Origin of the sequence: Gordonia insulae, from assembly GCF_003855095.1 — a bacterium.
Lineage (GTDB): Bacteria > Actinomycetota > Actinomycetes > Mycobacteriales > Mycobacteriaceae > Gordonia > Gordonia insulae.
Genome location: NZ_CP033972.1, coordinates 4064489 through 4077048 on the forward strand (window position 1 = coordinate 4064489; position 12560 = coordinate 4077048).

The following is a 12560-nucleotide window of genomic DNA, read 5'->3' on the forward strand; positions in this document are numbered from 1 at the left end:
CACGGCATCAATGGAGATGCGTCACGCGGGAGGCCGGGAGGTGACCATGGCCACGTATGTCGATGAGGTATCCGCACAGACAGGTACCGATCCGCTACCACTCCCTACCCAGGACCCGTTCTACGACGCGCCAGCCGACCTCGACGGCATGCGCCCCGGTGAGATCATCCGATCCCGGCAGGTCGAGCTCAAGGACTATTGGGCTTCGCACCATCGCAGCGCGGCCCGCCAGCTGCTGTACCGGTCGACGGATCTCAACGACACCCCCGGCGTGGCCGCCACCACCGTCGTCCTGCCGCGCAAGCGTGCGCGTGACGGCGAGTTCCAGCTGCTGTCGTTCCAGTGCGCGATCGACGCCGTGACCTCGCAGTGTTTCCCGTCGTATGCGTTGCGTAAGGGCGCCGACTCGTCGAAGACGATCGCGCCGTTCGAGTTCCTGGTGGTTCGTCGCGCCCTGGCGAAAGGCTGGGCCGTGTCCATCCCGGACCATGAGGGCATGCTCGGCGCCTGGGGTGCCCCGCGCGAACCCGGCTACCGCACCCTCGACGGCATCCGCGCCGCCCTGGCCGTCGACGATCATGAACTGTCCGCCGAGACGCCGATCGGCCTCTGGGGTTACTCGGGCGGCGGGATGGCGACATCGTGGGCCGCGGAGATGGCAGCGGAGTACGCGCCGGAACTCAACATCATCGGCGCGGTCCTCGGCTCCCCGGTCGGCGACATGGCGTCGGCACTGATGCGGCTGAACGGCGGATTCCACGCCGGACTGCCGGTGATGGCCATCGAAGGACTTCGGCGGGTCTATCCCGAGTTGGACCGTGTGATCGTCGACCACGCCACCGACAGTGGGCGCCGCCATCTCGCGGAGATCGCCGCGATGCCCACACTGGATGCGTTGCGCCGCTTCAAGAGTCACGACATCGACGACTACCTCGACATCCCGCTCGCCGACGTCCTCGCGCGACCCGAGATCGTCGAGATGATGAACGACCTGCAACTCGGCACGCACGCGCCGACGATCCCGCTGCTGGTGGTGCAGGCTGTGCACGATGAGGTGATCAGCGTTGACGACATCGACGGCCAGGTCGACCGCTACCGCGATCAGGGTGCCGCGGTGACCTACGTGCGTGATCAGCTCAGCGAACACTATTCGTTGCTGCCGTTGTCCGGACCGCTCGCGGTGTCGTGGCTGGCGCACCGGCTCGAGGGCCGTCCGCACCGGAATCGGACGGTGACGGCGGTCGCCGGCCAGCGCGCGCCGCGATGGCCGAAACGACTGGTCGCCGGACGGACGTCGAGCGGGATGGCTGTCGACGACGGTGACGACGCGTCAGCAGCCTGAACAGATGTAGTCGATCGTCACGGTGACCGTTGCGTTCGACTACACCTGTCGGCGCCTACGCCCGCGGCGCACCTACACCCGCGTGACCTCCAACTCGCCATCGCTGTACTGCGACCGCAGCCGCTTCTTGTCGAACTTGCCGACGCTGGTCTTCGGGACCTCGTTGATGACCGTCCAGTTCTCCGGCAGCTGCCACTTGGCGACCTTGTCGGACAAGAACTCTCGTAGGGTATCGACCGTGGCGTCGGCACCGTCGCGAATCACCACGGCCACCAGCGGTCGTTCATCCCACTTCTGGTCCGGGACGCCGATGACCGCGGCCTCGATGACGTCCGGGTGGCCCATGACGGCGTTCTCGAGGTCGACCGAGGAGATCCATTCGCCGCCGGACTTGATGATGTCCTTGGTGCGGTCGGTGAGGGTGAGGTAGCCGTCGGGGGTGATGGATCCGACGTCACCGGTGCGCAGCCAGCCGTCCTGGAACTTGTCCGGCGCGTCGACGCCGTAGTACGAGCCGGCGATCCACGGACCACGAACCTCGAGTTCGCCGATGCTGTCGCCGTCGTTGGGGACCACCTCCCCGGCGTCGTCGACGAGACGGGCCTGCACCGATGCCGGGAATCGGCCCTGCGTGTAGCGGTAGTGCCACCGCTCGTCGCCCTCGGTGCCGGCGGGTGGACGAGCCACCGAACCGAGCGGCGACGTCTCGGTCATTCCCCACGCGTGCAGCACCTGCACGCCGTGGTCCTCCTCGAAGGTGTGCATCATCGACGGCGGTACGGCCGATCCGCCGATCAGCACGTCGTGCATACACGAGATGTCCTGCGGATGCTGCTCGAGGTAGAGGTGCAGACCCTGCCAGATGGTGGGGACGGCCGCGGACATGGTGGGCTGTTCGGCGGCGATGAAGGCGGCCAACGGTTCGGGCTGCAGGAACCGGTCCGGCATGAGCAGTGAGGCGCCTATCATGAACGCCGCATAGGGCAGGCCCCACGCCATCGCATGGAACTGCGGAACCACCGCCAGCGCACGATCACCCTGCTTGAGCGCAGGTCCATCGGTCATGCACACCTGCATGGAGTGCAGGTAGATCGACCGGTGCGAGTAGGCGACACCTTTCGGGTCGCCGGTGGTGCCGGACGTGTAACACATTGCGGCAGCGGAACGTTCGTCCACCTCGGGCCAGTCGAACTCGGTCGGCTGGCCGGCGATGAGTGCCTCGTAGGCGTGCACCTGCATGCCGTCGGGCACCTCGACGCCGTCGACGGAGTCCCCGGTCACGATCACATGTTTGACGGTCGTCAGCTGCGCAAGCTGCGGTGTGAGCAGGGGGATGAGCGTGGGGTCGACGATGACGACGTGGTCTTCGCCGTGGTTGGCGACGTGGATGAGTTGCTCGGGGAACAATCGGATGTTGAGTGTGTGCAGCACCGCGCCCATCGACGGCACCGCGAGGTAGGCCTCGAGGTGTTCGGCGTTGTTCCACATGAACGTCGCCACCCGCTCGTCGCCGGTCACGCCCAGGCCACGCAGTGCGTGCGCGAGTTGCGCGCAGCGGCGTCCGACCTCGGCGTAGCTGCGTCGTCGTGCCTCGGCTCCGGTCCATGTCACCACCTCGGCTCTGCCGTGCACGGTGCTGCCGTGTCGTAACACCTGTGCCACTGAGAGCGGGGCGTCCTGCATCGTGCTCAACATCGGGTACTCCTTGATTCTTGTTCGGCCAGGAGGGTCGCTTCTGAGCCTCGCACTCGAGCACCGATCGGGTGGGCGGGTTTCAGAAATGCGACGAAGTGGACCCAGGGAGACCCGTTCAGTCCTCCTCGACGAGGTCCGGCACCGCCCACAGGTGTCGGACCGGCCGCGCCGGGGGAGGGGCGGGAGCCTGCGCCTGCGGCCGCGGGCCGAACGGATCGTGGACACTGATGTCGGCCGGGTGCGTGAACTGCCAGATCTGTTGCAGGCTCAGCGCCATGAGTTCCGCGAGATCGTCGACTCGTCGACGACCGACCTCGTGGATCCACTCCAGTTTCCGGGGCAGCCACTGCCAGCCCAGGTCGGTGAGTTCGATCCGGGTCCCGTCCCACTGCTCCTTACTGCGCCACTTGATGGCCATGCCGCTGATGGTGCAGCGGACGCGCCCCGAACCGGTCACCGTGACCTCCAGCAGCGAGTGCCAACCCGTGCTGTCGGGCTGTGCGATCTCGAGGAACTGGCCCTGCTGGAGGTCGGCACAGCGTCCGGCGATCAACGCGCTGAACTCTTGCCAGGCGACGTCGGTGGTGTGGTCGAAACCATTGGTGGGCAAAGGGTATTCATTCCAATCGTGATGGGAGCGGCGAGAACGAGGTGAGCACCAGACTAGGGGAGTGTTGAGACAGTACGGGCGTCGTCGCGGAGTTGTCCACAACGTCCGGGAATGCGGTGCTCCCGACGCCTGAGCCCTAGGAGCGGCCCGGGTGCATACCCGCGCGGACGGTGAGTGCGAAGTCGGTCATGTCGTCGACCAGTCGCGTGCGTGCGCGGGGGCGAGTGCACCGTCGGCTCGGTCGAGGGCGTCGGCGATGAGGTCGAACAGTCCACCGGTCACCGCGATCGCCATGTGCTCGGCGGGCGCCTCGGTGGCAGCTTCGTCGAATCGTGACCACACGGCGCGGACGAGTTCGGCCGCCTGCCGGCGGTTGGCGCGCCGCTGCCGCTCGACGGTCGGCGAGATCCCACCCGATTGTCCGAAGGTCACCGCGCCGACGCGCGGGTCACCGGCCAACGCGTCGACGAAGCTCTCGAGCAACCGATGCGTGACGTCCGCCTCGGACCCGCTCGACTCCTCCATGGTGGCGTACACCCCGGCGAAGATTGTGTGGGTATTGCGTTGCAGCAGTTCGAGATAGCACGCTTCTTTGGTGGAGAAGTGTTCGTAGAACGCCTTGTTCCCGACGTAGGCCAGCTGGCAGATCGCCTCGATCGACGCGTTCGCGTACCCCTCCCGGGCGAACAGGTCGAGCGCTGCGTCGAGGATGAGCTCACGGCGCTGTTGGGCGCGCTCGCTCGCGTCGAGGCCTTTGATGCGGCGGCCGGCGGTGGCCTGTTTTCCCGCGGTTCGTGCTCTTCCGGTCACCTCACGAAGTGTAGATCCATTTTGAAACAAGAGCTCTTGTTCAAAACAAGGCCGTGTGCTGTACTGCTGTGACTGGCATCACCGACGATGGGGGTAAAGACGCGTGAATGGTCATCTCACGGATCCGGTTCGACCGACGGACCCGCGTGTCCGCCGACGTCTGCTGACGGTGGCGGTCGCCGCCATGCTGGCGGTGGGACTGCTCGCCGCCGGTCCGGCAGGCGCGAATCCGGCTTTCCCTCCGGCATTTCCGCCGAATCAGAACCAGCTGCCCCAGCTGCCGCGCGAACCCGACATCTATCGCGCGCTGCCGATAACCACGCCGGACAGCGATCCCTGGTACAACGATCCGCCGAACATCGCGGCGTACCGGCCCGGTCAGATCGTGCGTTCGCGTGTCGTCCAGACGCGGGTGCTCGGCATCCCGTTCCCCGTACACACCAAGCAGTTGCTGTACCGATCCGAGAACGCCCACGGGCAGCCGATCGTGACCGCCACGTCCGTGATCATCCCGGGCGTTCCGTGGTCCGGCAGCCCGCGACCTGTCGTCTCGTTCCAAGAGGCCATCGACTCCACCAGTTCGGCGTGCAATCCGTCGTACACCCTGCAGACCGGCACCTTCAAGGAGGCCACCCTCGCGACATCCTGGCTCGCCCAGGGTTTCGCGGTCAACGTCCCTGACTTCGACGGCAAGTTCAACACGTTCAGCACGTGGGACGAAGGCAAGATGGTGCTCGACAGTCTGCGCGCGATCAAGAACGACTCCTCACTCGGCCTGCGGCACTCCGGGATCGCGCTCTACGGGTACTCCGGCGGCGGGTCGGGTTCGATACGGGCGGCCGGTCTGCGCAAGACCTACGCCCCCGACGTCAAGATCCTCGGCACGGCCATGGGCGGCGCGCCCGCGGACCTCGCCGCCCAGGCCCACTACGCCACGACGGGCCAGCCCGGCGTCACCGGTATCAGCAACTTCACCATGTGGCTCGGATTCGCGGCCTTGTCCCGCGAGTATCCGCAGATCTTCGACGCGCGGAAGCTGCTGACTCCGGCGGGTCAGCAGATCGTCGCCGATCTCGGAGATCGCTGCGTCTACACCGCAGCCATGACCGGCATGTGGCGGCCGATCCGCGACTACTTCCAGCCCGGCAAGTCCCTGGCCACCTCACCCGGAGTGATGCCGTTGCTGCGAGACCTGAGTCTCGACAAGCACATTCCCGATACCCCGGTGCTGTGGTTCCACGGAATGTGGGATGAGCTCATCCCGCCGTCGAAGGTGGTGCTCCCTGTGGTCCGCAAGTACTGGGAGGCCGGCGCCGATCTGCGCTTCACCACCCTGCCGTTGCCCGAGCACGTCACCAATGCCGCGGTCGGCTGGGTTCCCGCGCAGGCCTGGGTCAGTGCGGTACTGCGTGGGGCGTCGCCTGGTCCGAGGTTCAAGCTCGACTATCCGGCGCCGCTGCCCAAGGGTTTTCCGGGGACCTGACTGCTGCGTGGTCAGGTCCGGTCGGGCGTGGTGAAGACACGGAACATGACCTCGCGCCGTACGTCGAAGCCCAACGCCGCATACAGTCGGATCGCGCCGACGTTGCGGGCGTCGGCATGCAGGATCGGGATGTCACCGCGCCGTCGGATGCCGTCGGCGAGGGCGAGCACGATCCGGCTCGCGAGCCCCTGGCCACGGGAGTCGGGATCGGTGCAGACCGCGCTGATCTCGGTCCACCCCGGAAGTCGTAGGCGCTCACCACCCATCGCGATCAGGCGACTGTCGCGGCGGATGCCGAGGTAGGTGCCCATCTCGATGGTGCGCGGTAGGAACGGGCCGGGTCTGGTGCGGCGCACCAAGTCCAGCATCTCCGGGACGTCGGTCGCCGACAGCACGACCGCTTCGTCGTCGGGGGCGCACTCGACGCCACCGTCGATCATCTGCACGCCGGGTAGCTGCATCGTGGTCTGCCAGACGGCCGGCGGTCGGACCGTCACGACGGGCAGGAACATCGATCCGCCCGGCCCGACAAGTGCCGCGGCGTCGGCCCAGTCTCCGGTCGACGGGTCGTCGGGCAGTGCCGCCATCGGGCACACGTCGGGGTGGTAGCGGACAGCGGTTCCGTGGTGTTCGGCGAGGTGTGCGTGTGGGCCGGTGAGGGCGGCGAGGGCAGGGTTGTCGAGCGGGTGGTGTTCGGCCATCGGTTACCGGCGCCCGCCCTCGGCCTCCGGCCCGATATCGGTGCGCAGCTTCCCGGTGATCTCGTCGATCTTGGCGCCGGTCGTCGGCGCGAACCGCGAGTCGTCGAAGCGCGGTTGGCCGTCGACGGTCAGCTGGTACCGGGCAAGCTGATCGCGCACAGGCGATTTCATTTCCGCGAAGATCAACGTGATGCCGTGGGAGCGGAGATAGTCGTCGAGCTCGACCAACTCGTCGACGGCGGTGGCGTCGATCTCGGTGATGGGTTCGGCGGCGAGGATCACGGTGTGCAGGGTACGTCCGCCTGCGCGTGCGGCGCGCACCTCGCCGCGGACGTAGTCGTCGAACATGCCGCCGTTGGCGAAGAACAGCGGGGCGTCGAAGCGCAGGATCAGCACGCCGGGGATGCGTTCGGCGGTCGGGTTGCGTGTGACGTCGTGGTAGCCGCGCATGCCGGGGACCCGGCCGAGTTCGGTGCGGTACGGCCGCCATGCCTGGTTGACAAAGGCGATGAAGGACAAGCCGATTGCCACCAGGATGCCTTGCAGCACGCCGATCAGCGCGACACCGAGGAACGCCGCGATCGACAGCGCGGCCTCCACCCAGTTGACCCGGAACAGTTCGACGACGCTGCGGATGTCGATCAACGACAACGCCGCCGAGATCACCACCGCGGCCAGCGCGGCCGACGGCAGGTACGCGGTGATGCCCGGCGCCACGAAGATGAACACCACGATGAGCACCGCGCCCACCAGGGGTGCGAGTTGTGTTCGCGCCCCGGCCTGTTCGGCGACCGGCGTTCGCGACGACGACGCCGAGATGGGAAACCCGCTGAGAAATCCGGTGGCCACGTTGGCGACGCCGACCGCGGCCATCTCCTGGCTGCCGTCGACGGTGGTGCCGGCGCGGGCGGCGAACGTGCGGGACAGCACGCTGGTGTCGGCGAAGGCGATGAGCGCGATGCCGACGGCGGGGCCGAGGAGGCTGACCACGTCGTCGAGGGTGATGCCCTCCAGGGATGGTGACGGGAAGCCACGCGGCATGGCGCCGGCCACCGAGAGATCGTCCTGCCAGCCGAACACGGCGACCGCGATGATCGACCCGGCCACGGCGACCAGCACACCGGGGATGGTTTTGCGCCAGTACTTGAGACCCAGGATGACCACCAGGCAGATGACGCCGATCGCGGTGGCCAGCCAGTCGATCTCTCCGTTGGCGATGCCCCTCACGATGGCGACGGCCTCGTCCAGGATGGAATCGCCCTCGATGCTGAAGCCGAGCAGCTTGGGTAGCTGACTGAGCAACACGACGAGGGCGATGCCGTTGAGGTAGCCGATGCGGATCGGTTTGGACAGCAGGTCGGTGACGAAGCCGAGGCGCAGCAGTCCGGCGATGACGAGAACGGCACCGACTTCGAGGGCCAATACCCCGGCCAGTGCGATGCGTTCCTCGTCGAAGGCGGCGAGCGGGATGATGGCGGCGGCGATGATCGGCGCGAGCGAGGAGTCGGGACCGAGGACCAGGATGCGAGACGGCCCGACGATGGCGTAGGCGATCAGAGGGATGATCGTCGCGTACAGGCCGGTCACGGGTGGTAGCCCGGCCACCTCGGCATACCCCATGCCCGCGGGGATGAGCAGAGCCGTGAGGACGATGCCGGCGACGATGTCGCCGCGCAACCAGCTGCGCTGATACGAGCGCAAGGTGGTGAGGCCGGGGAGGTAGCGGCTCACGGTACTGGGCTGTGGGGCCGGGGTGGGCATGGGGTGATTAGACCACTTAGCGCAGCTCGGAGCGGTGGTTCAGCGAGCAGACATCCGCGGGCGGAAACAAAGCTGGAAACACCCGGAACCGAAAGGGTCGCCCCTGCGTCCTATATTCAAGTGTGAGCCGAGTCGTCTCGGCGTCAGGATCTGGGGGCGGGGACTGAATGACTTCACCGAATGTCAGGGTTGATCCAAGCGAGCTGGAGGCCGCGGGTTCAGCCATTGCTGGTTTCGGGTCGTCCGTGCGTGAGTTGGGGTCGGGATCCCTCAGTTCGATGGCGTCGGTCATGCCGGGCATCTCGAGTCCGAATGCTGCGGCTGGAGGCCTGGCCGGTTTCGAGACCGCCGAGGCAGTCGGGCGTTCTGACGAAGCGGTCCGCCAGGCATTGTCGACGATCACTGGGCGTTGCGAGCAGTTCGCCGGCGCGCTGAAGGTCGGGGCGCACGTCATCGTGTCGTCCGAGGCCATCGCTGCGCGCCAACTACGGTCCGTCGGCGATCTGAACGAGCCCTCTGGGATCTGATCCATGACTCGAATGACGCGTGGCGTGGTCGAACGTGCTGACGTGAGCCAACTCGGCTCAGTGGCCGACTCGCTGAGTCCTGTGAGCGACGGAATTGGCCGGGCTGCGGACAACGTCCATCGGACCATCCACGGGCTCGACTGGACTGGGCAGGCCCGAGTGGAGGCCCTTGGTCGCGCCGACAGCGAGAAGTCGCAGATGCATCGAGTGAGTGGTGCTGTCACGAATCTGCGAACCGCACTGACAAACGGACAGTCGATCATGTCGCCAATGGTCGACGACCTCAAGACATCAGCACGAAATCTGGAAGCTGCAAACTACGACGTGGCGGATAACTGGACGGTGACCGACGCGTACAAGTACGGATTGGCGGAGGCTTTCGCGGCCGGTGACAAAGATGAACAAGCCCAGATCGAAGAGCTGAAGCGGCAGCGAGCCGAGGAGGCGCGCAACGCGACCGTACGTCTGACGCGACTCGCGCAGGACTTGGAGGCAGCGGATACCGCATGCGCGAACGCGGTCCGCGGCGCCAATGAGGAGATCACTGCGATGGCACCGATCGGAGCGGGGCTTGTCGGCGGCCAGGCCGCCGGAGATCTGAAGGCCATGCGGGCCGGAAGCATGACACCCGAACAGGCCGCAAGGCTCAGGGCTGCAACCACGCTGACACCCCAGCAACTCGAGGAGCTGCGAGAGGGGCGGCCCGCCTTCATGTCCTAGGGCCAGTTCGACTACCTCAAGTCGCTGATGGGTGAACTCGACGGTGTGAGTCTGCAGGAGATGAAGGACATCGGTGAGCGCAATCCAGGTGCTCTTGGGGATGCACTGAGGCTGATGTCGATACCCAATCTCCAAACCGTCGGAGGCGAGTCCGGAGGCATGAGTCGCCTTCCTGTCGGAGTGCGGACATTGCTGCAGGAAAAGGCATTTCGCACCGACACGACCGTGACGAACGGCCAGTTGAGAACATTCACCGATGTTCCTCGACTGGAGGACTTCAAGGCTCTGAATGGATTGCTCGGCGAAGGCAACCAAGGACTTCGACTTGGCGCCGACATCGATCGCGGACTACTGAAGCAGGCTGCCGAGATCGGCGGGAACATGTCCCCACGGGGAGCCGATACCAACTACGGAAACTACCACCACACCATCGACGCATCGGACCTCAGAGAAACTGTCGATGCGATGTTCCACAATGGTGCGGGCGACCACCAGGCCGTTGCGGACTTCCTCACCGGTGACAACATGGACGTGACTGTCACCGCGGGATCGCACTACAACGCGGATGATCACATCTGGGAAGTGATGACCACGAAATGGGAGCCGGACGAACTCGGAGCGAAATCTGTGATGAATTGGTTCGGGGATTCCGCCGGCGCGCCAGGACACGAAGGCGTCGCCGCCGGGCGGTCGATGGAAGCAGTGTCGGACTTCATCGTTCGGCATGAACACGAGCTGACGAAGTTGGACCTCGGTGACGACCAGTACACAACGTTCGGGCAACGAAACCCGGAGTTAGCTCAGACGATTGCTCGCAGCGCCGCACCGTTCATCGGCAATTACTTCGGACTGCCCGACGACATGCTCGTCAACCACACGGTCGGACCGCTCGGTAAGGAGAGTGACTTCTCCAGCTTGCTCTGTGTCCTCGGTACCGACGGAACGGCGGGCGAGATGATGGTACGTAGTTCGTCTGCGTGGGAGAACCACATCGCGCATGAGTTCGGCGACGACCCTCGCCAGTCAGGTCTGGGCGTCGCGGCTGGCCAGATGCACAGAGCTGTCGAAGCCGGTATCGCCGATCTCGACACTACTCTCACCGACAACCATCAGTGGAACGAGAACGTCGACTTCAACGCGCGCGGCGCGAAGATCGACGGGGTCCTGGCTCTTCTCCAGGGCAGCGGAGTGCCTGGCCTTTCAGACGCGGCGACGATCGCCGGCCCGGCGATCAAGGGTATGGAACTCGGTGACCCACCTGGAGATCCGGGGGAGATCAAGCCGTGGAGTTCGCAGATAGAGAACTACACGGATACTCATCAGCAACTGACCACAGGCGTGCCGAGGTCCTACCTGATGATGGAGCCGTTCTTGGTAGACCATCCTAAGTTAGTTGACAGGAATTGGAATGGCGACGGCAAAGGGCCGATCGACTTCTTCGACTCCAATGGCGAGTTGGATTGGAACACTGTTGTGGAGAACAGGTCTCGGTTTACAGCATTCTACGACCAGAATCTGGGTGTACTCGATGACAACTTCAACGAGAATACGACCTCATTGGTCGGTGGTTCGCAGATCGACTTGTCCAAGGAACCTGAGCCCAACGATGCACGCCGACCGCCGAGCTAACTCGATGCTTCGTATCATCAATATCGGAACAGCAGCTCTCTTAGCTGTCACGCTCACGAGCTGTTCATCAGGACCGGCGAGTGAGAAGGACCAGGTCCCGTCCTCCAGTTCGTCCGTGCAGCCGGATCAGGAGTCGAATCTTAAGCTGAGAACCTCATGGGATGGGGGATCGGCTAGAGTCGACTCACCCGACGCCACATTCCTGCGCGCCGCATTTGAATCCGACTATCGAGTGTGGATCAGCGGTGACTTCGCTGAAGCTTTTCCTGGCTACAGATCAGCTCTTGATGACACCAGGATTCTGAGCACCTACGACAGTGGTGGGGGGTATGACCTGGCATACTCCTACAGTCTTCGATTGCGGATTTCTCGCATCGATGCACAATCTGATGGTTCCGCTCTTGGACGTATCTGCACGATGGAGCGATTGCGCCTCCCAAATCCATCGAACAAGATCACCGAGTCAGGCCCTGGAATGGTGTTCATCCACTACGAGCGCGTCGGGGCTGTGCCTCCAGCACATCAACGCGGCCCAGCCGTGGTTCCCAGCGAGAACGTGTTTGGCGGCTGGAGGATCACAGAGGTCGAACGTTCTTGGGAAAACGGTGATCTGACCAAGCCCGACCCCGCCAAGAGTGCGGACCGATGGACCCGCCACCAGCTTCAGGCCCTTCGCGTCCTGGTTGGCCAGCCCTCGCTGGCAACTAGGGCGGCGTGACGCAGGTGGCAATCGCGCCCCGGCGTGAGCCGCCGTACCACCGCGATCGTCGAGCTATGGAACCAGAACGTATGCACCCGTGCCGTTTCCCTGCGCCACCCGCGGAAGGCCGACGGTGTACGGAATGACTGAGACGAGCGCCAGACCCGAGCCGGTCACGATGTCGCGAGTGACATTCTGCCCGGCCTGCCGCCCGAACGCAGCGAGGATCGGGGTCTGTTTCATAAAGCTGTTTCCGCTGGTCTGATTGATCACCAGCAGAACTCGGCAACGCGGGTTCGTCGTCCACGACGAGCCGTCACCCGTGAACCCGTGCGAGGTGAGCGATACGCGAACCACGCCACGTTTTCCTCTGGGCGCGAACATCTTCAGATTCGCTGCGCCACGACAGGATGCGTGATCTCCGAAGGTGCCGAAGTCCTCGCCGATGGTGGTGAACTTCGGAATCTGGGGTTGGGCCGACGACGAACCGGCGCCCGTCCACGTCATCGCGAGTGCAACAATCGATGTAAGAACGATAGGCAGAGCCCGTTTCATAGGTTCTCTTCTTCTTAGCGCAAACTT

At 65.0% G+C, this 12560-nt stretch carries 10 protein-coding genes and 1 pseudogene; 5 read left to right on the top strand and 6 right to left on the bottom strand.

Features of this window, described 5'->3' with window-relative positions; genetic code table 11:
• Positions 1–46 precede the first annotated feature (46 nt).
• Positions 47–1342 (top strand): lipase family protein, encoded by a 1296-nt coding sequence (locus D7316_RS18435; RefSeq protein WP_124709548.1) that lies wholly within the window; start codon positions 47–49, stop codon positions 1340–1342.
• Positions 1343–1414: 72 nt separating this feature from the next.
• Here D7316_RS18435 and D7316_RS18440 read toward each other — a convergent pair whose 3' ends face one another.
• The 3 genes from D7316_RS18440 to D7316_RS18450 form a co-directional block, all read right to left on the bottom strand.
• Positions 1415–3037 (bottom strand): long-chain fatty acid--CoA ligase, encoded by a 1623-nt coding sequence (locus tag D7316_RS18440; RefSeq protein WP_124709549.1) that lies wholly within the window; start codon positions 3035–3037, stop codon positions 1415–1417.
• A gap of 115 nt (positions 3038–3152) precedes the next feature.
• Positions 3153–3647, bottom strand: a complete 495-nt coding sequence (locus tag D7316_RS18445; protein WP_124709550.1) for a TY-Chap domain-containing protein — start codon at positions 3645–3647, stop codon at positions 3153–3155.
• 186 nt (positions 3648–3833) lie between these two features.
• The gene (locus tag D7316_RS18450; protein WP_232016968.1) at positions 3834–4457 is read right to left on the bottom strand and encodes a TetR/AcrR family transcriptional regulator; all 624 of its coding nucleotides are present in this window, start codon (positions 4455–4457) and stop codon (positions 3834–3836) included.
• A 184-nt stretch (positions 4458–4641) separates the two neighbouring features.
• On the opposite strand from D7316_RS18450, the gene D7316_RS18455 reads away from it, so the two are divergent.
• Positions 4642–5940: a lipase family protein gene (locus tag D7316_RS18455; protein WP_124711430.1), complete on the top strand. Its 1299-nt coding sequence runs from the start codon at positions 4642–4644 to the stop codon at positions 5938–5940.
• 11 nt (positions 5941–5951) lie between these two features.
• On the opposite strand, the gene D7316_RS18460 is transcribed toward D7316_RS18455, so the two are convergent.
• Both D7316_RS18460 and D7316_RS18465 read right to left on the bottom strand, forming a co-directional pair.
• Positions 5952–6641, bottom strand: coding sequence for a GNAT family N-acetyltransferase (locus D7316_RS18460; protein WP_124709551.1), 690 nt, complete (start codon positions 6639–6641; stop codon positions 5952–5954).
• A 3-nt stretch (positions 6642–6644) separates the two neighbouring features.
• Complete coding sequence (locus D7316_RS18465; RefSeq protein WP_124709552.1) at positions 6645–8402, bottom strand: SulP family inorganic anion transporter; 1758 nt, start codon at positions 8400–8402, stop codon at positions 6645–6647.
• A gap of 278 nt (positions 8403–8680) precedes the next feature.
• On the opposite strand from D7316_RS18465, the gene D7316_RS18470 reads away from it, so the two are divergent.
• From D7316_RS18470 to D7316_RS18480, 3 genes and pseudogenes are all read left to right on the top strand, one after another.
• Complete coding sequence (locus D7316_RS18470) at positions 8681–8929, top strand: hypothetical protein (protein ID WP_124709553.1); 249 nt, start codon at positions 8681–8683, stop codon at positions 8927–8929.
• Positions 8930–8932: 3 nt separating this feature from the next.
• Positions 8933–9649: a hypothetical protein gene (locus tag D7316_RS18475; protein WP_124709554.1), complete on the top strand. Its 717-nt coding sequence runs from the start codon at positions 8933–8935 to the stop codon at positions 9647–9649.
• A 12-nt stretch (positions 9650–9661) separates the two neighbouring features.
• Positions 9662–11278, top strand: a pseudogene (locus D7316_RS18480) (TPR repeat region-containing protein); the annotation flags it as partial.
• 772 nt (positions 11279–12050) lie between these two features.
• On the opposite strand, the gene D7316_RS18485 reads toward D7316_RS18480, so the two are convergent.
• On the bottom strand, positions 12051–12533 hold the full coding sequence (locus tag D7316_RS18485) for an enoyl-CoA hydratase (RefSeq protein ID WP_124709556.1): 483 nt from the start codon (positions 12531–12533) through the stop codon (positions 12051–12053).
• Between the last annotated feature and the right edge of the window lie 27 nt (positions 12534–12560).